Consider the following 25,132-nt stretch of genomic DNA (forward strand, 5'->3'; position numbering starts at 1 on the left):
GCCTATTTTATCGCGCAGATACGCAGTCTTTTATAGTCGGCATAGTAATGCCCGTCTCTAAACAAAGCTTGATGCACCTGCTCCTGAACTTCTTTGCGAATGGCGTCAGCTTCGGCGTCTGGGATATCGGTAAAATAGTGTTTGGCAAACATATTGAGCCAATCTATAATGCCGGTTTCAGGATCTTTTAATTTTGTAGGTCGCTCGTATAAATGCGCAAAGGTGACTTGAAATCCTGATTTTTCTAAGAAATAGCAATATGTACCCAACTTTGGAAAATACCAATTGATCGTTCGGGATTGTTTGATATACCCTTTTTCCTTTAGAACCGCACTTAAGGCAGTGATGATGGTTTCAATATTTCCGGCACCACCCATTTCTAAGAGTAATCTACCGCCGGTTTTTAGGTTGCTGTACATCGCTGAAATCGCAGCTTCGGGATTCAGGATCCAGTGCAGGGTTGCATTACTAAAGATGGCGTCATAGGGTTTTTGATCAATAAAACTCTCACCGCGCGCCGTGATGAATTCAATACCATCAAATTTTGATTGAGCAGCATCAATCATCTCTTGCGAAGCATCAATACCTACCAGTTGAGCGCCGCTTTCGGCAATTGCAGCAGTAAGTTCACCGGTACCACAACCCAGATCTAAAATGCGTTCACCTTCCTGTGGATTAAGCATACTGATGAGGTCTTTTCCGTAGTTGAATACAAAACCGTGTTTTTCTCTATATAAATCTGCTTCCCACATTATTGAAAGGTAAAGTTTAAAAATATGCCGCGCGACTGCATAACTTCAATATTTGAAGTATACAAACTGTTAGGATCTTCATCTCTAACGAGTTCATCAGACAATGCAAAGACACCGCGAATACTTGGTGAAAATTTAAAATAAGGTAAATATAAATCAATGCCGAAACCTACCTCATAATAAAAGGTATTGTTGGTCATTCTAAATTGGCCAGAGCTATTATCGTCCGGATTTTTCTCGTTGCTCGATAGGTTATGCGAATAGCTAAAGCCACCCACAACAAAAGGTTTAAAGTTGTTTAAGCGTTTTGTGGAAAATTTAAGCAAGAGCGGAAAATGAATGTAGGTAGAATTTAATTCCCGTACACGATCGTTCTCATCTCCCGGAATATCCAGATAAAAAAGCGTTCTGGCGTTGTAAACGAGTCCGGGTTCAAAACGCAGATCCAGGTATTCATTTATGCGTTTATTTCCCAAGAGCCCAACATTGAAGCCATAGTTTTGTTCCACATAAATATCTGGTCTGTCTTCTTTATAATCAAAATTGAAATCATATCTGTTGATCCCAAAATAATAACCCCAACTCCACGGCTTTTTATCAAAATTCTCATCGTTGAGAATGCGCTCGCGGGTTAAAAATTGAGCTTGAATTTGAGCACCAGCCCAAATCAAAAAGAAAACAAGTACCAGTTTTTTTTGCATAAGTTACTTTGATGCTGAATAAATTGTGGCTACACCCATTGTTTGTGGGTGATCTTCAACATGTGTAAACCCTGTTTTTCTTAAAATATTGTTGAGTTTTTCACCATAAGGAAAAACAGAAGCGCTTTCGCTCAAATAAGCATACGCATCGCGGTCTTTAGAAAATATGCGTCCTATGAGCGGAAGTAAGGTTTTAGAATACAGCCCGTAACCTTGTTTAAACGGAAATTTAGTAGGTACAGAAGTTTCTAGAATCACAAAAATTCCGCCGGGTTTTAGCACGCGAAGAATTTCGGCGAGGCCTTTTTCTAAGGTTTCAAAATTGCGAATTCCAAAAGCTACCGTGATGGCATCAAAATAATTGTCTTCAAAAGGAAGGTTTTCAGAATCTCCCTGAACCATTTCGATTGTGGTACTCAGGTTTTTTGCTGCAATTTTATCTTTTCCTACTTGCAGCATTCCGGCAGAAATATCAAGACCAATGATCTTTTCGGCATCTGTTTTCGCCAGATTAATCGCTAGATCTCCGGTGCCTGTAGCTACATCAAGAATGCGTTTTGGCTGTGTGGCTGCAACCATATTCACCACTTTTTTACGCCATTTTACGTCAATCCCAAAAGAAATAACCCGGTTGAGCCCATCGTATTCTTTTGAAATTGTGTCAAACATTTGCTCAACTTGCTCGCGTTTTGACCTGTCTGAATTCTTATACGGATTAACGTTACCGCTCATAACTTACTTTTATTGGCAAATATAGTATTTGTTGGGTGATAGGACGGCCTGTTTTAGAAGGCTGTTATATTTAAAGTTATCTCTAGTAAATCTTATATCTTTGCAAGGTTTTGCTCACAAAGTGACTGCAAAAGGCATCGGTTTTTTATCGATGTTAGAACCTAACTCAAATTGCCTTACACCTCGTGTGGCGGGCTGTTTATTAAAAATTGCTATGAAGATTGTTATCGCAGGTGCCGGGGAAGTTGGCTTTCATTTGGCTAAACTTCTTTCTTTTGAATCGCAAGATATTACGCTTATCGATGTTGATAAAGACAGTATCTCGTATGCAGATACACATCTTGACATTCGCACCATTCGCGGAGATTCGACCTCTATCGCGGTTTTAAAAGAAGCGCGTATAGACACCACCGATCTTATTATTGCAGTTACCGCAAGTGAGACTACCAATATCACGGTTTGTGTTTTGGCTAAGCAAATGGGCGCAAAACGCACGATTGCACGGATTTCAAATACCGAGTTTATAGAAAATCAAGAAGTAGCAGGATTTAAGAAATTTGGAATAGACGAACTCATTTCGCCTGAAAGTCTTGCGGCTTCAGAAATAGAATTGCTCCTGAACCAGTCTGCATTTAATGATAGTTATGAGTTTGAAAACGGAGCATTAACAATGGTTGGGACTTCGCTGAGCAGAACAGCTTCTTTTGTTGGAAAGAGCGTTAAAGAGGCGGCGCGTATTTTTCCCACATTGCACTTTATGCCGATCGCAATTCAGCGAGAAGGCACGCAGTATACTTTGATTCCGAGAGGAGATACGATCTTTAAAGAAGGTGATCAGGTTTATTTTATGACGGTAAAAGAAGGGGTTGAAGAACTCTACAAGCTTACCGGTAAAATGAAGCAGGAGATCAGAAACGTGATGATTTTAGGCGGAAGTAAAATAGGTTATAAAACGGCACGTGATCTTTGCTCGCATAATTTTAAGGTAAAACTGGTAGAAAAAGACAATGATAAGGCTTACGATCTAGCCGAAAACCTACCCAAAACCTTGGTGATCAACGGGGACGGAAGAAACGTAGAACTTCTTGAAGAAGAGAATATCTACGATATGGATGCTTTTATTGCGGTTACCGGAAATAGTGAGACTAATATAATGTCGTGCTTGGTAGCCAAGTCTAAGAGCGTAAAGAAAACCATCGCTCTAGTTGAGAATATGGATTATTTTCAGCTTTCGCACAGTATAGGAATCGACACCTTGATCAATAAGAAATTACTCGCGGCTAATAATATTTTTAGATACATACGTAAAGGTGATGTCGTGGCAATGACCAAACTTAATAATATGAATGCCGAATTGCTAGAATTTAGCGCTAAGCCTAATTCTAAAGTTATAGGCAAACGTATTAGAGATTTAGATTTTCCGCGCTCAGCAACCATAGGAGGTATCGTGCGCGATGGAAAAGGGATAATTCCGCTTGGAGAAAACCGCATAGAGGTGGGAGATCGTATTGTTGTATGTTGTTTATTGCGATCGATTAATAAAGTAGAACGCATGTTTATCTAAGTATATGCCTAGCAGACCCAGACTCAATTTTAAAATTATTTTTCATTTAATGGGAGTATTGCTCCTTTTTAATGGAGCTTTTATGCTGGTTTCGGCCATTGTAGGCTATTTTTATGATGCAGTGTCTGTCGCTGTCGGGATCATTTCTGCCGGTTTGTTGACCGTTTTCTTAGGAATGATTTTTATGTTCTTCACACGAGACCATAAAAAAGAAATTCAAAAACGAGAAGGGTATATCGTCGTTACTTTTGGATGGATCTTTATGTCTCTGAGTGGTTGTTTACCGTATTTGTTTACAGGATCTATCCCTTCTTTTACAAACGCATTTTTTGAAACCATAAGTGGTTATACCACCACTGGAGCTTCTATTTTAAATGATATTGAAGCGATTCCTAATGGGGTTTTATTCTGGCGAAGCACCACACATTGGATAGGTGGTATGGGGATCATTGTACTCGCGATTGCGATTTTACCTTTATTAGGAATAGGAGGAATGCAGCTTTTTGCGGCTGAAGCCCCGGGACCCAATGCCGATAAATTGCACCCGCGAATCACAGACACGGCTAAACGGCTTTGGCTAATCTATTTTGGCTACACTGTAGCCGAAACGATTCTACTTCAGATCGCCGGAATGTCGTTTCTTGATGCTGTCAATCACGCAATGAGTACCTTGTCAACAGGTGGTTTTAGTACAAAAAATGCAAGTGTCGCGTACTGGAATGATAACCCTGCAGTGCAATACATCATTATTCTTTTTATGTTTCTGGCAGGAACCAATTTTGTCTTAAGCTATTTTGCTTTTAAAGGAAAATTGCGCAACGTTTGGAAGGATGAAGAGTTCAAACTGTATTCTGCATTTACGGTGGGATTCACGGTATTGGTGGTTTTGATTATAATTTTCCGTGCTGATGTGTCGGTTTCTTCTATTGATCACCCTATGGTTTTAGGAGAATATGAGAGCGCGATCAGACACGGCTTGTTTCAGGTGATTTCGGTGATTACAACTACTGGTTTTGTTTCGGCAGACTTTACGATGTGGGCGCCGTTTGCTACAATAATCTTTTTCGGACTCATGTTTTTAGGTGGTTCTGCAGGTTCAACTTCCGGTGGAATTAAAGTAGTGCGACACCTTATGATCGTGAGAAATGGCGTGCTCGAATTTAAACGTACGCTGCATCCTAACGCAATTTTGCCCGTGCGTCACAACGGTAAAGCGGTCAAAAAGGAAATTGTTTTCAATATTCTGGCGTTTTTCATTCTTTATCTGCTCGCCTGGATTATAGGTGCTTGTGGTTTGGCTTCGATGGGACTCGATTTCCCAACGGCTTTGGGAGGATCAGCGTCTTCTCTGGGTAATGTAGGTCCGGCTTTTGGTATTTTAAGTCCTGTGAATAATTTTGACGCCTTGCCGGTTTTGGGGAAATGGTGGTGTGCCTTTTTAATGCTCATCGGTCGTCTGGAGCTCTTTACTGTTTTGATTCTGTTAACGCCGTTCTTTTGGCGTAATCGCTAGTAAGGGTTAACTTTGTTAGTGCTGTGAATTCAGCTGAAAAGTAAAAGTCAGGTCGCTTTTGTTTTTCGACTAATCCCAACCAACCCAAAAATAATTGTTTTGAAAAATTACGATCTCATTATCATAGGTGGTGGCCCTATAGGTTTGGCCTGCGGAATTGCCGCTACAAAAGCCAATCTCAATTATATAATTCTTGAAAAAGGAGTGCTTGTCAATTCGTTGTACAATTTCCCTGAGCAAATGACCTTTTTCTCTACTTCTAATCTACTCGAAATAGGGGATGTGCCATTTGTTGCGCATAATGATAAACCTACACGCAAGGAAGCTTTAGAGTACTATCGCCGCGTTTATGATAGTTGGAAGTTGAATGTGCAACTTTATACTCCAGTAGAAAGTATGAAGCAAACCGAAGCAGGATATGTACTTCAAACACCAAAAGGAGCATACAACACTTCTGCTGTAATTGTTTCTACAGGCTTTTATGATACTGCAAGACGTTTGAATGTTCCGGGAGAAGAGCTTGCCAAAGTGTGCCATTTTTATGACAGTCCGCATCCTTACGTAAATCAAAAGATCTTAGTGGTTGGCGCTGCCAACTCTGCTTGTGATGTTGCTTTAGAAACGTATTATAAGGGAGCTAAAGTAACGATGGCTATTCGCAGTAATGAGATTTACCCAAAAACTAAATATTGGATCAAGCCCAATATCGAAAACCGAATTAAAGAAGGTTCAATAAAAGCCTATTTTGAGTCTACCGTTGAGGAGATTAAGCCGCATAGCGTAATCCTCAATACCCCAGACGGAACGGTTGAATTAGAAAATGACTTTGTATTGGCTATGATTGGCTATACCCCAGATTTTAATTTATTTGAACGTTTAGGAATACCTGTAGATGAAGAAAATCATAAGAAACCAATTCATGACGAAGAAACTTTAGAGACGCCATTACCCAATGTGTATGTTGCTGGAGTCATCAATAGTGGATTAAAAACAAGTAAGTTGTTCATTGAAAATACGCGCGTGCATGCTGATATGATCATTAAGGATCTTAAAAAGAAACTTGCGGTAACTTCAGAATAGTTAATGTATCCCTAAAGTTTAATTTGCCAAAAACCAATAGCGTTTTTCTTCTCGTAAGTGTAGTGTAACTAAAAAAACTTACATTATGAAAACGAGAAATTTATTTTCTACAATGCTTGTAGCCTTAATGATGGTTGCAACCACTCAAGTATTTGCACAAGAAACCAAAATGGTAGGCGGTGCAGCGATGTTTCCTACGAAGAATATTGTAGAAAATGCAGTTAACTCTAAAGATCACACCACACTGGTTGCAGCTGTAAAAGCAGCAGGCTTGGTTGAGACTTTGCAAGGTGAAGGACCATTTACAGTATTGGCACCTACCAATGCAGCCTTTGAAAAACTTCCTGAAGGGACTGTGGCTAACTTACTGAAGCCTGAAAATAAAAAAGCATTACAAGGTGTTTTGACTTATCACGTGATTGCCGGTAAAAATTCGGCAGCAGCAATTATTCAAGATATTGAAGATGGTGGTGGAACTGCAGAATGGACAACCGTAAATGGCCAAAAGTTATGGGGTATGCTCGATGGCGAAATGGTGCAAATCAAAGATCAAGCAGGTAACGTAGCAACGGTTACAATTGCCGATGTTAATCAGTCCAACGGAGTGATTCACGTAATTGATACGGTACTGCTTCCTGAGATGTAATCGAGATAATATCAAAAGTAAAAAGCGACCCATAGAGGTCGCTTTTTTAATGTTATAAAGCTGAATTTCTATTAGGAAACCGCTTTTTTAATTCGAGCTAAAGCTTCTTTGATTTGATCTTGACTTGCTGCGTAAGAAATACGGATGCAGTTAGGATTACCAAAGGCTTCGCCGGTTACCGTAGCAACGTTTGCTTGCTCTAGAATATAAAGCGCAAAATCTGAAGCGTTGTTTATCGTTGTACCGTTAAGCGTTTTTCCGAAGTAATGCGAAATATTAGGGAAAACGTAAAACGCACCTTCAGGCTCGTTACACTCAAAACCTTCAATATCATTGAGTAAACCTAAGATCAATTTTCTACGCTCTTTGAACTCATCAACCATATATTGAATTTTGCTCACTGGAGCTTCAAGGGCTGTGATCACGGCACGTTGTGCGATACAGTTAGCACCACTGGTCACCTGACCTTGAATTTTGTTACAAGCGCGGGCGATATATGCCGGAGCTCCAATATAACCAATTCTCCATCCAGTCATGGCAAACGCTTTTGCTACACCATTTACGGTTACAACACGGTCGTACATATCTTCAAACTGTGCCATACTTGCGTGACCACCTACGTAATTGATGTGCTCGTAAATTTCATCACTTACAACTACAATTTGTGGGTGCTTTTGAAGTACATCTGCTAAAGCTCTTAATTCAGCCTCGCTGTAAATAGAACCACTTGGGTTGCAAGGAGAGCTGTACCAAAGCATTTTAGTTTTTGGAGTGATCGCAGCTTCTAATTGCTCTGGAGTCATTTTAAAATCGGTGTCCAACGAAGTTTCAACTTCCACAGGCACACCTTCAGCAAGCTTCACAATGTCTGAGTAGCTTACCCAATACGGGCAAGGTAGCAACACCTCGTCACCCGGGTTTAGGCAAACCTGAGCTACATTGTATAAAGATTGTTTTGCTCCGGTAGAAACCACGATTTGAGAACGATCATAAGTAAGCTTATTGTCTCGCTTAAACTTGTTGATGATCGCGTCTTTTAATTCTACATAACCATCTACAGGAGTGTATGAATTGTAATTGTCATTAACAGCTTGTATTGCTGCATCTTTAATGAAATCTGGCGTGTTAAAATCCGGTTCTCCAAGGCTAAGCCCTATAATGTCCTTTCCTTCAGCACGTAGTTCACGCGCTTTTGCAGCCATTGCAAGGGTAGCCGAAGCGGCCAGGTTATTAATTCGGTCAGATAATTGGTTGGTAAGTGTTTCCATTTAAAAAATGTAAAATTAAGCAGTTTGAAGAGCGGGGCGCATGCCCATCTCTTTTAAGTATCTAAAATGAGCAATTACCGCTTTGCGTGTGGTTTTATACTCATTATAGGGTAAGTTGAATTCTTGAGCCGTTTCCTTCACGATCTTTGAAATTTTCGTGTAGTGAATATGGCTGATGTGTGGAAAAATATGATGTTCTACCTGATGATTTAATCCACCGGTAAACCAGTTTACGATCTTGTTTTTAGTAGAAAAGTTAACCGTTGTAAACAACTGGTGAATGGCCCAAGTGTTCTTCATAGTGCCGGTCTGGTCCGGAAGCGGCATATCTGCTTCGTCGATAACGTGTGCTAATTGAAAAACAACACTTAAAATAACGCCAGCCGTATAATGCATCACAAAGAAACCTAATAAAACTTTCCACCAGGCAATGTCTAAAATTAATAACGGAAGAATTATCCAGATGCTTAAATAGATCAACTTTGTGATCACCAGTTTGGTCCATTCTAACTTCGGATTTGGGAATTCACCGTAAGATAATTTACGCTTCAAGTATCGTTTCATCTGAAGAAAATCAGTGGTAAGTGCCCAGTTAAAGGTTAATAATCCATATAAAAAGATCGAATAATAATGCTGAAAACGATGGTGCTTATACCATTTGGCGTGTTTTGAAAAACGTAGAATGCGTCCCGCTTCAAGATCTTCGTCGTGACCATGTATGTTGGTGTAGGTGTGGTGCAATACATTGTGTTGAACTTGCCAATTGTAAACATTTCCGGCAAGAATGTAGATGCTGCTTCCCATCACTTTATTTACCCATTTTTTCTTAGAGAATGAGCCGTGATTACCATCATGCATTACATTCATTCCCACTCCGGCCATACCTACACCCATAACAATGGTCAATAGCAATTGAGCCCAACCCGGCATATCTATGCTGAGCAGTAAAAAGTATGGGGTGAGAAATAGCGAAAACATAACTATTGTTTTCAAATATAATTTCCAGTTTCCGGTGCGTTCTACATTATTATCTTTAAAATAAGCGTTTACGCGCTTATTGAGTGTTCGGAAAAATTTAGCCGAATCAACTCTTGAAAATTTTATTGTCTTTGTGTCTTCCATAGAATAAAGCTTATCGCAAAAGCACTTTTTAAGTGTTTTTTAACGCGACCTCAAAAATAAGATTTATATCGTTTTAAGGTCTGAAAATCCTTTAATTTAACGCCCGAAATCCTAATTTTGTTGCCATAAAATTCTATTATGGAGCTAATCAAGCACTATTTTTCAGATCTTGATGAAAATCAATTGATTCAGTTTGAAAAGTTGAATGAATTGTATCAGGATTGGAATCTAAAAATCAATGTGGTGTCTCGTAAAGATATTGATGAGATCTACTTGCGACACGTTTTACATTCTTTAGGAATCGCTAAAGTGCAAGCTTTTAAACCGGGAGCGCAAATTCTAGATGTGGGTACTGGTGGTGGTTTTCCGGGAATTCCGTTAGCGATTTTATTTCCTGAGACGCAATTTCATCTCGTAGATAGTATTGGGAAGAAAATAAAAGTGGTTGAAGAGGTTGCTGCAGGGTTAAATCTAAAAAATGTAAAAATTACAAATGATCGCGTTGAAAATATTTCGGGCGAGTATGATTTTATCGTGAGTAGGGCAGTAGCGCAAATGGAAACTTTTGTACGATGGATCAAAGGTAGAATCGCTAAAAAGAGTGAGCACCAACTTAAAAACGGAATTCTTTATCTTAAAGGCGGTGATCTAACCGAAGAACTTCAATTGTATAAGTCGGCTAAGATCTATGACTTGAGTGATTACTTTAAAGAAGACTTTTTTGAAACTAAAAAAGTTGTGCATCTTCCCTTAAAATACAAAGGATAACAAGCATTTATACAAAAAATAGCGGCTCAAGGAGCCGCTATTTTTGTTTAAGTTCGTAGCATATTTAGGTACGTTCGGTTACATCGTGTTCCAAAACTTCTCAAGAAATCTTTTGCTCTGTTGAGCAACGTGGTGCGCTGCTCCTGATCGATCTCAAGTAACGTATCTTCAAGTTCTTTAAGCTTGTCATCAATACTTTCTGGATCGCGTACCAGATATAGTTTTTCTTTCTTTCGGGTTATTCTGCGTTTATTTTTCTTTTTTGAAACGTCAATAACTGAATATTTTACTTTCAGTACATACATTTTATTTTCCTCCGTCGTCATAATCATCGTATTTTGATAACTCAAAGGTAAAAAAAATAGTTCAGATAACCTTAAATTTAAGTTTACGTAACATTAAGTTAACATTAGAAATAAGGTTAAAAGAAAAGCTACCGTATTGAAGACGATAGCTTTATGTTAGATTTTAAGAAGAATTTACTCTCCTAAAAATGGATATCTGTAATCTTCTGGGGTAACAAATGTTTCCTTAATCAAGCGCGGAGAAACCCAACGTAATAAATTAAGAACGCTTCCTGCTTTGTCGTTTGTTCCCGAAGCACGAGCACCACCAAAAGGTTGTTGTCCTACCACTGCACCCGTAGGTTTATCATTGATGTAGAAGTTACCCGCTGCGTTTTGCAATGCATCTGTAGCTTCAACAATTGCATAACGATCTCCTGATAGTACAGCACCTGTTAATGCATAATCGCAATCGTCTACAAGCTCTAGAGTTTTAGCCCAGTCAGCATCTTCATATACGTAGATAGAAACTACAGGGCCAAACAATTCGGTAGTCATTGTGGTGTATTTAGGATCAGTAGTAACGATTACTGTAGGCTCTACAAAGTAACCGGTAGACTTGTCGTAATTTCCACCAGCAATGATTTCAGCTTCGCTGTCTTCTTTAGCTTGGTCAATGTATTTAGCTAGCTTATCAAAAGAACCTTCGTGAATCACAGCAGTGATGAAGTTGCTCATATCTTCTGGTGATCCCATTTTAAAAGAATTAATATCTTCTAGTAAGAATTCTTTAACCTCTGACCAGATCGATTTTGCCACATAAACCCGACTTGCTGCGCTACATTTCTGTCCTTGGAATTCAAAAGCACCTCTTGAAATCGCAGTCGCAACTTGTTTTGGGTTTGCCGTAGGATGTGCTAAAATAAAATCTTTACCTCCGGTTTCTCCAACGATACGTGGGTAGGTTTTATAAGTGTGAATATTTGCACCAATTTTTGCCCAAATATCCTTAAATACGTGTGTTGAACCGGTGAAATGAATTCCGGCAAAATCCGGACTCGCCAAAACCGTGTCTGTGATCATCTCAGGATCTCCCATCACCATATTGATCACTCCAGCAGGAACCCCTGCTTCTTCAAAAACTTCCATAATAACTTGAGCAGAATAAACCTGACTGTCACTTGGTTTCCATACCACAGTATTGCCCATCAATGCCGGGGCAGCCGGTAAGTTTCCTGCGATTGCAGTAAAGTTAAATGGCGTTACGGCATAAATAAAACCTTCAAGTGGGCGGTGCTCAACGCGGTTCCAAGCAGCAGCTGAAGATTCAGGCTGTTCAGAGTAAATTTCACTCATATACTGCACGTTGAAGCGCAAGAAATCTATAAGTTCACAAGCACTGTCAATTTCCGCCTGAAAAATATTCTTAGACTGTGCCAGCATAGTCGCTGCATTAATCTTATAGCGGTAAGGTCCTTGAATGAGTTCTGCGGCTTTTAAGAAAATAGCTGCACGTTGCTCCCAAGGCATTTTTGCCCATTTTTTACGAGCTTCTAATGCGGTTGAGATTGCATCTTCAACGTGTTTTTTTTCAGCTAAGCTATACTTTCCTAAAGCGTGTTTGTGATCGTGTGGCGGAGACATCGTACGCGTATTTGACGTTTCGATTTTTTCGCCATTTATATAAAGAGGCACATCAATCGTGCTGTTGTATAAATTTTTATAGGCTTTTAATACTTCTTCTCGTTCTGGAGTTCCCGGAGCGTAGCTTTTTACAGGCTCATTGATCGCAACAGGTACTTCAAAAAATCCTTTTGACATATAATTATTTTTTGTTGTTTTTAGTATTTGTTCGTGCTAAACTTTGAACGTGCTAAAGTTACAAAATATAAAAGGCAATACCTTGCGCGAACAAGACGCGATTTATATACTATTTTAATGGAATTTTGCACTTAGTTAAGCAAATGGGTAGCGCTAAGCTTAAACGTGGGTATTGAAACTTGAAATTGAGCAGAATTTGTAAAATTGATCATCGTGTAATACCCGTTCATAGCGCCAAAAGGAGAACGTAGTAAACAGCCAGAAGAATAGGTGTGTGTTTTTCCCGGTTTAAGTACGGGTTTCTGGCCAATAACGCCTTCGCCAACTACTTTCTCTTGAATATTTAGTGCATCATAAATATCCCAAGATCTGCTTAGTAATTGCACGGTGTCTTCGCTATTATTGGTGATACTTACTTTATAACCAAAAGCATAGAAGAGCACGCCTTCTTTTGTGAAGGAGCCTTCAAAATAAGTATCTACAGATACCCGAATGCCTTTAGTTACTTGTTCTACCATAATCAATAAAGCGCGGCAGTGAGAAAAAAGAATACGCTGCCCGTAAGTATTCCTAGCATTAAAAATACAATATTTAGTATAAAAAACTTCATTAAAGTGCGCAGGCGGCTTTCTTGGTAGAAGTTTCGCAGCGCTTTGTAAAAATAAAATGGCGCAACAAAACTGATAAAAAGTCCGGAGAGCAGACTGCTGCCCATTAGGAATTCAGGAACGAGTAATAATAGTAGTACGAGGAATAGAAAGGTGAATATATGGAAGATAAAGATGACGTGTTCCATATAGTTGTAATTTCTTTTCACAACGAAAACTGACCGTAATGTAGCCAGGCAATAAAGACAGAAGCCCCCTATGTAAGGTGTTTTAAATAAGGACTGTAGCTTCTTGCGGGATGTGACTCGTAATTTATTCTTGTGAAAGCGAACTGATTCAGAATTATAATAAAGTAGCAAAAAAAAACACGCAAATAACGGTGCTAGAAAAAATAAGAAAACCGGGATTTTTTTTGCGAGGTACTGGCCGAAAGCTACCGGGTTTTCTTGAATACGTTTTAAGCCTTTTTCACGATCATACAGCCAAACATTCAGTTTACTTTTAGAATACTCAAGACTATCTAAAGCCTGATATGAATTTTCAACTTTTGTCTGCAATGAGAATATGTGGAACATTTTTAGCTTAAATGCAGTGCGGCTGACAAAATTTAGCGTGTCTAAACTGCTTTCTCTTCTGTAAATAAGGGGCAGTTGCTCAAGGCTGTCTTTGTCTTTAGTATTTAACGCAAGTATTTTGTAATAGTTGATGGAATCAAGAGGGATCTCCGCCTGATCGTCGTCATCTTGAAAGTTGAAAATGTTTTGTAGCGACGGATTTTCTTCAGACTCAGCATCTGCAATTTGAATGAAATCCAAAAAACCGCTTAGTAAAAAATAAATAATGCTAACGCTCAAAAAAAATCGAAACGGATTAGCATAGCGCATACGCTTTCCGCTAGTGAAATTTCGAGTGATGACTCCGGGTTTAAACAGAAGGTCTTTAACGGTATATCTAAACCTGCTGTCATAATTGACAATACTGATGATGAATTCGCCAAAATAATCTTGAAGCGATAATTTTTTAGTCGAATTGAGTTGGCCGCAATACGAGCAATAGCGGTCGCTGATTTCTAGCGGATGCCCGCAGTTGAGGCATTCATTACCTCTGTAGCGCAAAGATTTTCTGGAAGTCTGCTCTAGTTGTTTACTCACGTTCTAAAGATAGAACGATTTTCTTAAAGTTAGTCTCTGCGTACATTAGAAATTGAGGTAGAGAGCGCATTCCCTCTGCCTATGAGTTCGTCGTATCTGCTTCCCGGAGCTCTGTAATATACGAGAACATCATAAACATTTTCAGTCTGCCAAAAATCTCCATCAACTGGGTTGTATTTGAGCATTTTACCGTCCTTAACCACCACATAGCGGTAATTGTAGTAGCCTTGTTTGAGTAAAATGGGCAATTCGTAACGCTGATTTTCAGGATTGAATTGCAATTTGGTAGCATCTTCAATCACAAAATTATTGAAGTTTCCGTAGAGGTGTATCTCTTCATCTTCAGGTCTTTGTGGGTGATCTAGACTAAAGTGAATCCACGCATATTCAGCATTCACTTTGGGTTGATCTCCCTGTATGGTGTTGATCTGAAAATTTCCGTTAAGGTCAGGATTGTAAGTGTAAACGGCGTCTTTGCGGGTGTTGTTTCCGTATAAATAATTGTGGTAAAGTTTAAGCAACTCTATATACTGAACGCGATTGGTCGCAGCCCTAATGTCTTTATTGTCATAATCAAAAAACTCATTTCCTGCGTAAAAAGAGGTTTCGTCATCATAACGGTATTGCAAAAGATTACCTATGCTGTATTGAGGAGGTATGTTGCCCACAGACCTTTTAAGATCGTTATTTTGAATAATCAAGGGTTTTACAGTTTCTTCAGGGTTAATTAATATATTTTCACCGGAATCAACATTAAAATTGACCACTTGTTTTTCTTCTATAAACTCCAGATTGCGGGTACGCAAAACCTCGACGCCCACTGTGACTTGAGGATCGTAGATCATAAATTTTCGCGAAAAAATAAGCTCGTCATCACTGTTAAAGATGCTTAGTAAATAATTGCCAGATTTTAAGATCGCAGTACTGTATTGGTTAGGGATTTGCAATTCGTAATGTGTATACAGCTGAAGCGTGCTCACTGAATTGGTGTAATTCATAATACGCACATCATCTACACCTTTGAGATATTCAGTTTTTGCTAAGACTGAAGGAGTCCAGTCATAATTGTGATGGGTAATGGTGTAATAATAATCAGCTTCATCGCCAATGATGTCGTCAAAACTCAAATTAAGCGGGTCGCCCAATCTGATCACCGGAAGTTGACTTTGTGCGGTATTACCATAAAATTGCACAGATTTGATATAGGAGGGGGCAGGAACTTCGATAGCCACCTGACCAAAAAGAGAACAGAAGGCTAGTAGTAAGAATAATGTCGAAAACGTTTTCATTTGGCAAATTAAGGTGTAAAGCGGCATCATTGCAGCACCTAAGTCTTATTTGGAAACAATCTATATAAGTCCGAAAACTAGGTGGTATAAGCGGTTCGCGCTGCTTCAAATGTAACGAAAATTATGCCGCTTTATTTTTATAATCTAGTTTGTGTAAGAACCTTGTAAAATTTGTAAATTCGCACACCTCAATTCAAGCATATAAAGGGTTGAGAATAACAAGAACTTTAACATATACTTCCTATGTCAAAAGACATTAAGATCAAAAAAGGTCTTGATATTAAATTGGTAGGTGAGGCTGAAAAGACACTCTCCGAAGCGCCAAAATCAAGAACTTATGTGATCAAGCCTTCAGATTTTCATCTTGTAACTCCTAAGATGCTATTTAAAGAAGGAGCTAGCCTAAAAGCAGGAGAGCCACTTTTCTTCGCTAAAAAAGATGAAAGTATCAAATTTGTTTCGCCGGTAAGTGGAACGCTAACTGAGATTAAACGAGGAGCTAAACGTGTGATAACACATCTTGTCATTGAGGCAGATGGTAAAGACACGACAGTAGAATTTCCTACTCTTGATGTTGCTACTGCAAATGCAGAAGCGATTAAAGCCAGAATGTTAGAATCTGGTTTATGGCCGTTCATCAAGCAGAGGCCATATGATATCATCGCTAGCACTAAAACCACTCCGGATGCTATTTTTATTTCGGGCCACAACAGTGCGCCTTTAGCACCAGATTATAACTTTAGTCTCAAAGGAAAGGAAGCTTATATTCAAGCTGCAATTACAGCATTAAGTAAATTAACCAGTGGTAAAATTTACTTAGGTGTTGCTAAAGCTGCAGATTCTGTTTTTGCAAATATTAGCGAAGTAGAAATGCATACCGTATCAGGGCCGCATCCTAGCGGAAATGTAGGTACGCAAATCAATAAAATTGCTCCTATTAATAAAGGAGAAACCGTATGGACCATCGCTCCTGAAAATTTAGCGATTATCGGAGAGCTTTTCCTTACAGGTAAATTTAATCCTGAGCGTGTGATCTCGGTTGCAGGTTCTGGAGTTAAAGCACCTAAGTATTACAGAACAAAAATAGGAGCTGAGGTTTCTACTTTTGCGTATTCTGCAGGTGTTGAGGGAGATAATGTAAGAATGATTTCAGGTAATGTGTTGACGGGAGCGCAAGTTGCAGCAGACGGTCATTTAGGGTATTACCACAATGAATTTACCGTGATTCCTGAAGGTGATGATTATGAATTGTTCGGGTGGAATAAACCGGTATTCAACAAGATTTCTTCTTCAAGAGCATTAACCTTTTCTTGGTTATTCCCGAATAAAAAATACGATCTAGATACCAATACAAACGGAGAGCACAGAGCTTTTGTGGTTACCGGAAATTACGAGGAAGTGTTTCCTTTAGATATTTATCCGCTACAATTATTAAAAGCTTGTATGGTGCAAGACCTTGATGCGATGGAAGCTTTAGGGATGTACGAGGTTGCACCCGAAGATTTTGCGCTTACAGAGTTTGTTTGTGTGTCAAAACAACCACACCAAGCCATCATTCGTAAAGGATTAGATTTAATGCACGCTGAAATAGGATAATAGCTATGGGATTAAAAGAAAAACTACACGGAATTAAAGAGGATTTCAAGGGCAAGAAAATGGCGCCGGCTTTTAACGCGCTACACACTTTTTTGTATACGCCTAATGAAACCACACACAACGGGTCGCACATTAGAGCTGTTGATGATTTAAAGCGTACCATGAACACGGTGATTATGGCGCTTGTACCTGTTTTAATATGGGGGATTTTTAATGCTGGTTATCAGCACTATGCAGCTGTTGATGCTGCAAACGGAGTGATTCGTGAAGCAAGCCTTTTTGGCAACTTCTTCACTTGGGATAATTTTACGATGGGAGCGATTACCGTGCTGCCGCTAGTAATTGTTTCTTATGCGGTAGGACTGGCTGTAGAATTTGTTTTTGCAGTAATTAAAGGTCACGAAGTAGAAGAAGGTTATCTGGTAACCGGTATGCTTGTACCTTTGATCGTACCGGTAGACATCCCGCTTTGGATGCTTGCTGTTGCGGTTATTTTTGGTGTTGTAATAGGTAAAGAAGTTTTTGGTGGGACCGGAATGAATATTCTTAACCCGGCACTTACTATTAGAGCCTTTTTATTCTTTGCGTATCCTACCTGGATGAGTGGAGATAAAGTTTGGGTACACGGTGCAAAAGAAGCGGTAGGTACTCCGGATGCGATTTCTGGAGAAACGATTTTAGGTTCTTATGCTCAGAATTCTTCAGTGGTATATGATTTTGCAGATAAGTTCTTTGGGTTTATTCCCGGATCTGTAGGAGAGACTTCAACCTTCTTAATCTTATTCGGAGGACTGTTCTTGATATTTACTAAAATAGCTAGTTGGAGAATTATCCTAAGTGCGATCGTTGGAGCTGCTGTAATGGGTCTTATTTTCAACGGTATTGTAGATGCAGGATGGATTACGGAGTCCAGTAAATTCTATGGTTTGATGAGCACGCCTTATTGGGAGCACCTGATCATTGGGGGTATCGCTTTTGGTATTGTATATATGGCAACTGATCCTGTGTCAGGAGCGCAAACCAATACCGGTAAGTACTGGTACGGTTTCTTAATTGGTTTTATTTCAATTATGATTCGTGTATTCAACCCGGCATATCCTGAAGGAGTATTCTTAGCGATTCTTTTGATGAACGTTTTTGCTCCTACAATTGACCACTATGTGGTTCAAGCCAACGTCAAAAAACGTATGAAACGTTTAAAACTTAAAACTGCTTAATAATGGCAAATACAGATAAAAATAGTTACACGATAATCTTTGCTATAGTGATGGTGCTTGTAGTAGGGGCGTTATTAGCCTTTACAGCATCAAGTCTTAAGCCTACGATTACCGAGAATGAGCGCTTTGAGAAACAACAGAACATTCTTTATGCGATGGGCATTAATGAGAATGTGGAAGGTTCGGTAAATTTTATACCCACTGCAGAAGTTGAAGCAGAATTCTCAAAATACATCAAACAACAATTAGTTATTCAGAATGGTGAAGTAAAGCAAGACAGTGCGGCTTACTTGATTGATCTTAAAGGCGAATTAAGTAAAGACATGTCTGAGCGTAAGCTTCCATTGTTTGTTGGAGAAAAAGAAGGAAAAGATTACTACATCATCCCACTTTATGGTAAAGGTTTATGGGATGCGATCTGGGGCTTTGTAGCACTTGATGCTGACTATGTAGTACAAGGTGTTTTCTTTGATCACAAAGGAGAAACTCCGGGTCTTGGAGCAAACATCAAGGAGCGTTATTTTATGGATGACTTCACGGGTGAAGAGATTATGAACGGAACCCAGTATGAAGGTATTACTGTAGCGAAGGGAAATAACGACCCGTTAAATGACAGAAAAGATGATGGTAAGGTTGATGCCATTGCAGGAGCAACAATTACCGGAAACGGAGTAACTGCAATGATTAACAGTACGGTTAAGCTTTATATTCCTTACTTAAAAGATATTAAATTATAATTATGGCACTACTATCTAAAAAAGACAGAGGTCTTATAATGGACCCTCTAGCAGATAACAACCCAATTACCATTCAGGTTTTAGGAATTTGTTCGGCACTGGCGATTACGGCGCAGTTGAAAGCTTCGATAGTAATGGCAGTTTCAGTATTGTTTGTACTATCAGTAGGTAACGTGGTGATTTCGCTTATGCGAAATATCATTCCTTCTAAGATCAGAATTATTGTTCAGTTAGTTGTAGTTGCTGCTTTGGTAATTATCGTTGACCAGGTGCTTAAAGCATTCGCTTACGAATTGAGTAAGACGCTTTCAGTTTTTGTGGGACTTATTATTACTAACTGTATCATCATGGGGCGTTTTGAAGCTTTCGCTTTAGGAAATGGTCCATACAGATCTTTTCTTGACGGAATAGGAAATGCTGCAGGATATGGAGCAATCTTAATTATCGTTGGATTCTTTAGAGAGCTTTTAGGTTCAGGTACCTTACTTGGATTTAAAGTACTTGGTGATCCAATCGAAAAAACAGGTCTTTACGCAATAGGTTATGAAAACAATGGTTTTATGTTGCTTTCGCCAATGGCGCTTATTGTCGTAGGGATTATCATTTGGGTTCAGCGTTCTAGAAACAAAACCTTAATTGAAGAAAACTAAAGATTACGATTTGAGTTAAAACTCATTTCTAACTTCTTATTATAAAAAAATGGAACACGTAGAGTTATTTTTTAAATCAATCTTTATAGACAATATGGTATTTGCCACGTTCTTAGGAATGTGTTCTTACCTGGCGGTGTCTAAAAAAGTTTCTACCGCTGTAGGTCTAGGGGCTGCTGTAATCTTTGTATTAGCAGTTACGGTACCTATGAACTGGTTACTTGATCAATATGTATTGCGCCCGGGAGCCTTAACTTGGTTAGGCCCTGAGTATGCAGAGTACGACTTGAGCTTCTTATCTTTTATTCTATTTATCGCAACGATTGCTACAATGGTGCAATTGGTTGAGATCGTAGTTGAGAAATTTGCACCTGCATTATATACTTCTCTTGGTATTTTCTTACCACTTATCGCCGTAAACTGTGCGATCTTAGGAGGTTCTTTATTCATGCAGTCTAGAGATATTCAAACCTTAGGTTTGGCTTTTAATTATGGTTTAGCTTCAGGAATCGGTTGGTTCTTGGCAATTCTTGCAATTGCAGCGATCCGTGAGAAAATTAGATATTCTAACGTTCCTGCGCCATTAAGAGGATTAGGAATCACCTTTATCATTACTGGACTTATGGCTATTGGTTTTATGAGTTTTGGAGGAATGTTAACTGGTGGCGAAGAGAAAACCGAAACTACTGACGAAGTAGCAAAAGTAGAAGTTCAAAAACAAGATACTGTTGAAGAAGAGAAGTCTTTAGCCGAAGTATCTCAAGAAATAAACAACAAGTAAATATGTTTTTAGCAGCAAGTACAGGAGGAGTTATCGCAGCAACTGTAGTGGCGTTTTTAGTACTAACACTTGTGTTAGTAGGACTACTACTTTTTGCAAAAGAAAAATTATCTCCATCAGGTCCGGTAAAAATTACCATTAATGGAGAAAAAGAAATTGAAGTTGATTCAGGAAGTTCGTTGCTTTCAACTTTAGGTGGAAAAAAAGTATTCTTACCATCTGCTTGTGGTGGTGGTGGTACTTGTATTCAGTGTGAGTGTCACGTACTTTCAGGTGGAGGTGAAGCGCTTCCTACTGAAACGCCACACTTTACACGTAAAGAATTAGCAGCAGGAGCACGTCTTGCTTGTCAGGTAAAGGTGAAACAGGATATGGATATCACCATTCCTGAAGAAGTATTTGGTATTAAGAAATGGGAAGCAACAGTAGTGCGTAACTACAACGTAGCATCATTCATCAAGGAATTTGTTGTTGAGATCCCTGAGGATATGGACTACAAAGCGGGTGGATATATTCAGATCGAAATTCCTGAGACTACAGTGAAGTTCGAGGATATTGACATTACCGCGCATCCAGAAGAGCACGAAACTCCTGATAAATTTAAAGAAGAGTGGGATAAGTTTAAACTTTGGCCACTTGTAATGAAGAATACAGAGACTGTAGAGCGTGCGTATTCAATGGCTTCTTATCCTGCAGAAGGACGTGAGATTATGTTGAATGTACGTATTGCAACACCTCCATTTGACCGTGCTAAAGGTGGATGGATGGATGTGAATCCCGGAGTGGCTTCTTCATATATTTTCAGTAGAAAGAAAGGGGATAAGGTAACAATTTCTGGTCCTTATGGTGAATTCTTTATCAACGAGTCTGAAGCAGAAATGCTTTATGTAGGTGGTGGAGCAGGTATGGCGCCAATGCGTTCACACTTGTATCATCTATTCAAAACCCTAAAGACGGGTCGTAAAGTGACTTATTGGTACGGTGGTCGTTCTAAGCGCGAGTTATTTTACCTTCAGCATTTTTATGAGCTAGAGAAAGAGTTTGATAACTTTAAATTTTATCTAGTACTTTCTGAACCTTTAGAAGAGGATAATTGGAAAGTAAAAGAAGATATTGATAGCCCAGGAGATGGTTTTGTTGGATTTGTACACAATGCTGTTATCGAGCAGTACTTGAGCAAGCACGACGAGCCAGAAGAAATCGAATTGTATTTCTGTGGGCCTCCATTGATGAACAAAGCAGTTCAAAAAATGGGAGAGGATTTTGGTATCCCAGACGAGAATATTCGTTTTGATGACTTCGGAGGATAATCAAAACTTAAATTATCCAAAAAGCCGTTACGAAAGTAGCGGCTTTTTTTCTGCTATAATTTCACGCGCAGTATCTTTGCTTTATGGCAGAATTATTAAATAAACAGGAGCTTCATAACCTTGCGATGAATATCGTAGGGAAAGATCTAGAAGCTCAGGGTTTTGAATTTTTAGGAGTGAATAGTGAACTCAAACGCAATCCGCAGTTTGTAGCTTTACGCAACAAAAAATTGCATTTTGTGATCGTGCGGGCAGTGAGTTATCCTGAAAATGCTAATGCCTACGATGAAGGTTTTATGAGTGAAATGAAGTTACACGCAGATAAATTTAATGCAAAAACCTTTTATGCAGGAGTGGGTTTAGGTAGTGCAGAGGATTACGGAAAACCCGTAGAAAAGGGAGATTCTTACACAGTTATATATAACGGTTTACAGGAAATAGAATAATGAAGTATTTATTAGGTTTAGTTTTAGGTTGGATTGCTTTGAGTTGTGATACAGATCCAAAGTTGGTTGTGCTTTCAGGACAAGCATTAGGAACGGGATATCAAGTGCAATTTTATGCTGATGAACGATTTGAGGTTTCTCAGAAGTTTGATTCTACGATCGCAGCAATTAACAAATCCATGAGTACATACCAGCCGGATTCTGATATTTCAAAGATCAATGCCGGCGATACAACAGTTGTTGTTGATGCTATGTTTAAAGAAGTGCTCGCGTTGTCTAGAAAAGTCTATAGGGCTACTAATGGCTATTATGATCCCACTGTAGGGATTTTGGTTAACGCTTATGGCTTCGGCCCGGGAAAGCCTTTAAAACAACTTGACAGTACAACATTAGACTCTTTAAAAGCATACGTAGGTCTTGATAAAATTAAAATTTCTGAAGAAGGCAAAATAATAAAGGATGATAAGTCGGTTTATCTTGACTTTAATAGTATCGCTAAAGGCTATTGTATTGATAGAATTGGGGCAATGCTTGAGGAGAATGGTGTTGAGCATTATTTGATTGAGTTAGGAGGCGAACTTTTAGCGCACGGAAAGAATTTGTCTAAAGATCAAGCATGGAGAGTAGGTATTGAAAATATCAACGCTCCGGTCACAGATAGAGATTACACTGAAGCTGTTTCCCTAGAAAATAAGGGTATGGCGGGTTCTGGTAATTATCGCAAGTTTAGAGTAGACTCTGTAACGGGTCAGCGTTATGTACATACGGTGAATCCATTAACGGGTTTAGCTGAAAAAAGTGATGTGCTGAGTTCAACAGTCATTGCTAAAACCTGCGCAGAGGCTGATGCCTATGCAACTGCATTTATGGCTTTAGGTTTTGAACGTTCTAAACAAGTTTTAGAACAAGCTGATGCTATTGATGCTTATTTGCTTTACACGCAAAGTGAAGGAGACAGCGTGCAGGTTTATATGTCAACTAAGTTTCAAGAGTATTTGATTCCGGCTAATTAATCAAGCTAAAGTGGCCGGTTACACGAGCTCCTTCGGGTAAAACGAGTTCGAACCAATAGTCGTCCGGTTTAAGAATCTTGTCTAAATACGTTCCATCCCAGCGGGCATCTTGAGCGCTCAGCTCTTTAAGCAATTTTCCATACCTATCATAAATGCGCACATAAGCTCCGGGATATTCATTTAAACCAATAAGTTCCCAAGTATCGTGGTATCCATCACCATTTGGAGTGAAATATCTGGGATAATCCAGAATAAGAAAGGCTTGGGATTGCACAGAACCACATCCGTTAAGGTCTCTTACTGTAATAGTATGGTAACCTCTGGATAAGCCGGTAAATGAGTTGTTTGACGTATAGCCTCCGTTATCTAATGAAAACTCATAGGCTCCTTGTCCGGTAACATTGATGATCGCTTCATTCTGCGGATAGTTTAGACCTACAACTTCAACATCGACAATTGTTGCGCGCTCTGAGGCTAGCACTTGTGTGGTTTTGGTTGTGGAGCATCCATACGAATTGAATGCGGTTACACTATAGGTTCCAGGTTGATTGACGGTGATTGAGTTTAAAGTAGCCCCGCTTTGACCCGTACTCCATTCATAACGGGTAAACCCTGCATCAATTTGTAAAGTAAACGGATTGGGGTCATCTATACATAAGTATTGAATTTCTTCAAAAGCGTAGTCAGGGGAATCCACAACCAAAATGTCAAAAGAGCCGTCAGTGTAACAGCCGGTTGCTGAATTTATAGTTCTAAAATAAAGCGTTCGGGAATTTGCCGAAGCATCCCAGCTTATCGGAAGTCGGTCAACATCATTTGCCCGATTTGCGGTTGATTCATAAAAATAAGTGTCAAAATCGTCAGGATCTAATCCATTTAACGCCTCACTTTCAATGTCTGACAAATCATAAGTGAGTGTGGTGTTATCATCGCGACAATATATCAAAGGGTCGGGTTGACTCAATGTTGGGCCATATTCATAGTCTAGTCTGAAACTATCTGTAATAATACATCCCGTTACAGTATTTCTAATATTGAAGAATATTTCAATTCCACTGAAAGGAACATTGATGTTAGTTATAGCCCCGCGATTTGTAAATGCATCAATTGAAGAGCTGTAATAAGTGATATTTAGATCGGGGTCAGAACCTGTGATCTGGTCACTTAACCCGGAAAGGTCATAATTTTCAACAGTGGTAGCGTTACAAATATAAAGTTGATTTGGGTTGTTATAAACCGGATCTCTATTCACAATGAGATCAAATGTTTCAATCGAAGAGCAGGGGCCGGTTCTACTACTAATGCGCGCGTAGATAGTTTGCCTATTTGCAGTGGTGTTAGTGTATGTGTTGGGTAGCGGATTCTGGTCAAGGTTGGCATCACCTAACGAAGCGTGAAAACTGACTTGTGAGTCGGGATGTCCATTAGTGATACTTGAAGCTTGACTTGCGAGGTTAAAATCGTAAAAGCCGTCGTTGTTGCCTACAACATCACAAACTTCTAAATCTTGAACGGTATTGTAATCGGGCGTTTCAGGAAACGTGGCAGTACCATTTAAATTAATTGAAAATCCTCCGGCTCCTATGGCACGATCAACTAAGAGATAATAGCGCTCTCCGGCATTTACTGTTAATTCTTGCAGATACCCATTGCCATTGCCTCCCGGTCCCTCAGTAACATCTGTTTCTGTTGCGTTTAAACCTGTATTTACACTCACTCCTGCATTTTGAGGATTGGTGCTGCTGCAGCGAATAGACCTTCCTAAATTAGCACAATCAGTAACCGGACCATAAACCGCAAAGTCATAATCATCTGTGCCATTACCGGGAACGATATCAAAACCTAATGTTCCGGCTTGATCAATATTGATCTCAAACCATACCGTAGCTGTGTTAAAACTGTAACAGGGAGGTACAAAGTTTCCGGGGAGACTGAATTCATCAAAGCCAATACCATTTGGTTCTACGCCTACCGGAGTGTTGCCGCAAAGAATGATAGCATTGGTACAATCATTTGCTTGACTATATATCCAGTTGTTAAAAGCGAGAAGAACAAATAGAATAAAATAGCATTTTTGCATAGC

The 25,132-nt window shown here is 39.3% G+C and carries 24 protein-coding genes; 13 read left to right on the forward strand and 11 right to left on the reverse strand.

Features of this window, described 5'->3' with window-relative positions:
* Positions 1–2: 2 nt before the first annotated feature.
* Genes LDL79_RS12240 through ubiE form a run of 3 tightly spaced genes read right to left on the reverse strand, consistent with a single transcriptional unit; the run spans position 3 to position 2,185 of the window.
* Entirely contained in the window at positions 3–752 is a 750-nt protein-coding gene (locus tag LDL79_RS12240) for a class I SAM-dependent methyltransferase (protein WP_225597880.1), read from the reverse strand.
* Positions 752–1,453, reverse strand: a complete 702-nt coding sequence (gene porT / locus LDL79_RS12245; protein ID WP_225597881.1) for a type IX secretion/gliding motility protein PorT/SprT — start codon at positions 1,451–1,453, stop codon at positions 752–754. Before porT ends, LDL79_RS12240 begins: the two co-directional genes overlap by 1 nt.
* 3 nt (positions 1,454–1,456) lie before the next feature.
* Positions 1,457–2,185 (reverse strand): bifunctional demethylmenaquinone methyltransferase/2-methoxy-6-polyprenyl-1,4-benzoquinol methylase UbiE, encoded by a 729-nt coding sequence (gene ubiE / locus LDL79_RS12250; protein WP_225597882.1) that lies wholly within the window; start codon positions 2,183–2,185, stop codon positions 1,457–1,459.
* 214 nt (positions 2,186–2,399) lie between these two features.
* On the opposite strand from ubiE, the gene trkA reads away from it, so the two are divergent.
* From trkA to LDL79_RS12270, 4 genes are all read left to right on the forward strand, one after another.
* Positions 2,400–3,749 carry a Trk system potassium transporter TrkA gene (trkA, locus tag LDL79_RS12255; protein ID WP_072984898.1) on the forward strand — a complete coding sequence of 450 codons (1,350 nt, stop codon included), beginning with the start codon at positions 2,400–2,402 and terminating at the stop codon, positions 3,747–3,749.
* A 49-nt stretch (positions 3,750–3,798) separates the two neighbouring features.
* Positions 3,799–5,262, forward strand: a complete 1,464-nt coding sequence (locus LDL79_RS12260) for a TrkH family potassium uptake protein (RefSeq protein ID WP_225597883.1) — start codon at positions 3,799–3,801, stop codon at positions 5,260–5,262.
* A 99-nt stretch (positions 5,263–5,361) separates the two neighbouring features.
* A complete protein-coding gene (locus LDL79_RS12265) occupies positions 5,362–6,342 on the forward strand; it encodes a YpdA family putative bacillithiol disulfide reductase (protein WP_225597884.1) in 981 nt (326 codons plus the stop codon).
* Between the two features lie 85 nt (positions 6,343–6,427).
* Entirely contained in the window at positions 6,428–6,988 is a 561-nt protein-coding gene (locus LDL79_RS12270; RefSeq protein WP_225597885.1) for a fasciclin domain-containing protein, read from the forward strand.
* A 71-nt stretch (positions 6,989–7,059) separates the two neighbouring features.
* Here the strand turns inward: LDL79_RS12270 and LDL79_RS12275 are convergent, their stop codons facing one another.
* The gene (locus tag LDL79_RS12275) at positions 7,060–8,256 is read right to left on the reverse strand and encodes a pyridoxal phosphate-dependent aminotransferase (protein ID WP_225597886.1); all 1,197 of its coding nucleotides are present in this window, start codon (positions 8,254–8,256) and stop codon (positions 7,060–7,062) included.
* Between the two features lie 15 nt (positions 8,257–8,271).
* Entirely contained in the window at positions 8,272–9,378 is a 1,107-nt protein-coding gene (locus LDL79_RS12280) for a fatty acid desaturase family protein (RefSeq protein ID WP_225597887.1), read from the reverse strand.
* 138 nt (positions 9,379–9,516) lie between these two features.
* On the opposite strand from LDL79_RS12280, the gene rsmG reads away from it, so the two are divergent.
* On the forward strand, positions 9,517–10,146 hold the full coding sequence (rsmG, locus tag LDL79_RS12285) for a 16S rRNA (guanine(527)-N(7))-methyltransferase RsmG (RefSeq protein ID WP_167596395.1): 630 nt from the start codon (positions 9,517–9,519) through the stop codon (positions 10,144–10,146).
* Between the two features lie 47 nt (positions 10,147–10,193).
* On the opposite strand, the gene LDL79_RS12290 is transcribed toward rsmG, so the two are convergent.
* The 5 genes from LDL79_RS12290 to LDL79_RS12310 form a co-directional block, all read right to left on the reverse strand.
* Positions 10,194–10,472: a hypothetical protein gene (locus LDL79_RS12290; RefSeq protein ID WP_225597888.1), complete on the reverse strand. Its 279-nt coding sequence runs from the start codon at positions 10,470–10,472 to the stop codon at positions 10,194–10,196.
* A gap of 153 nt (positions 10,473–10,625) precedes the next feature.
* A complete protein-coding gene (gene pruA / locus LDL79_RS12295; RefSeq protein WP_225597889.1) occupies positions 10,626–12,251 on the reverse strand; it encodes an L-glutamate gamma-semialdehyde dehydrogenase in 1,626 nt (541 codons plus the stop codon).
* A 131-nt stretch (positions 12,252–12,382) separates the two neighbouring features.
* The gene (apaG, locus tag LDL79_RS12300) at positions 12,383–12,769 is read right to left on the reverse strand and encodes a Co2+/Mg2+ efflux protein ApaG (RefSeq protein WP_225597890.1); all 387 of its coding nucleotides are present in this window, start codon (positions 12,767–12,769) and stop codon (positions 12,383–12,385) included.
* 2 nt (positions 12,770–12,771) lie between these two features.
* Positions 12,772–14,010, reverse strand: coding sequence for a DUF3667 domain-containing protein (locus tag LDL79_RS12305; protein ID WP_225597891.1), 1,239 nt, complete (start codon positions 14,008–14,010; stop codon positions 12,772–12,774).
* A gap of 29 nt (positions 14,011–14,039) precedes the next feature.
* Positions 14,040–15,299, reverse strand: a complete 1,260-nt coding sequence (locus LDL79_RS12310) for a type IX secretion system plug protein (protein WP_225597892.1) — start codon at positions 15,297–15,299, stop codon at positions 14,040–14,042.
* Positions 15,300–15,542: 243 nt separating this feature from the next.
* On the opposite strand from LDL79_RS12310, the gene LDL79_RS12315 reads away from it, so the two are divergent.
* The 8 genes from LDL79_RS12315 to LDL79_RS12350 all read left to right on the forward strand — a co-directional run bounded on the left by LDL79_RS12315 (position 15,543) and on the right by LDL79_RS12350 (position 23,049).
* Positions 15,543–16,895 carry a Na(+)-translocating NADH-quinone reductase subunit A gene (locus LDL79_RS12315; RefSeq protein ID WP_225597893.1) on the forward strand — a complete coding sequence of 451 codons (1,353 nt, stop codon included), beginning with the start codon at positions 15,543–15,545 and terminating at the stop codon, positions 16,893–16,895.
* 5 nt (positions 16,896–16,900) lie between these two features.
* Positions 16,901–18,112, forward strand: a complete 1,212-nt coding sequence (locus LDL79_RS12320) for an NADH:ubiquinone reductase (Na(+)-transporting) subunit B (RefSeq protein WP_225597894.1) — start codon at positions 16,901–16,903, stop codon at positions 18,110–18,112.
* Between the two features lie 2 nt (positions 18,113–18,114).
* A complete protein-coding gene (locus tag LDL79_RS12325) occupies positions 18,115–18,849 on the forward strand; it encodes a Na(+)-translocating NADH-quinone reductase subunit C (RefSeq protein WP_072984484.1) in 735 nt (244 codons plus the stop codon).
* A gap of 2 nt (positions 18,850–18,851) precedes the next feature.
* A complete protein-coding gene (locus tag LDL79_RS12330; protein WP_167596402.1) occupies positions 18,852–19,499 on the forward strand; it encodes an NADH:ubiquinone reductase (Na(+)-transporting) subunit D in 648 nt (215 codons plus the stop codon).
* Positions 19,500–19,548: 49 nt separating this feature from the next.
* Entirely contained in the window at positions 19,549–20,280 is a 732-nt protein-coding gene (gene nqrE, locus LDL79_RS12335; RefSeq protein ID WP_225597895.1) for an NADH:ubiquinone reductase (Na(+)-transporting) subunit E, read from the forward strand.
* A 2-nt stretch (positions 20,281–20,282) separates the two neighbouring features.
* Entirely contained in the window at positions 20,283–21,590 is a 1,308-nt protein-coding gene (nqrF, locus tag LDL79_RS12340; RefSeq protein ID WP_072984490.1) for an NADH:ubiquinone reductase (Na(+)-transporting) subunit F, read from the forward strand.
* An 83-nt stretch (positions 21,591–21,673) separates the two neighbouring features.
* A complete protein-coding gene (locus LDL79_RS12345; RefSeq protein WP_225597896.1) occupies positions 21,674–22,036 on the forward strand; it encodes a Na(+)-translocating NADH-quinone reductase subunit F in 363 nt (120 codons plus the stop codon).
* Complete coding sequence (locus LDL79_RS12350) at positions 22,036–23,049, forward strand: FAD:protein FMN transferase (protein ID WP_225597897.1); 1,014 nt, start codon at positions 22,036–22,038, stop codon at positions 23,047–23,049. Before LDL79_RS12345 ends, LDL79_RS12350 begins: the two co-directional genes overlap by 1 nt.
* Here LDL79_RS12350 and LDL79_RS12355 read toward each other — a convergent pair.
* On the reverse strand, positions 23,042–25,129 hold the full coding sequence (locus LDL79_RS12355; RefSeq protein ID WP_225597898.1) for a T9SS type B sorting domain-containing protein: 2,088 nt from the start codon (positions 25,127–25,129) through the stop codon (positions 23,042–23,044). The two genes, LDL79_RS12350 and LDL79_RS12355, sit on opposite strands and share 8 nt — an antisense overlap.
* Positions 25,130–25,132: the final 3 nt, after the last annotated feature.

The sequence above is a fragment of the Leeuwenhoekiella palythoae genome, assembly GCF_020310025.1.
Classification (GTDB): Bacteria; Bacteroidota; Bacteroidia; order Flavobacteriales; family Flavobacteriaceae; genus Leeuwenhoekiella; species Leeuwenhoekiella palythoae.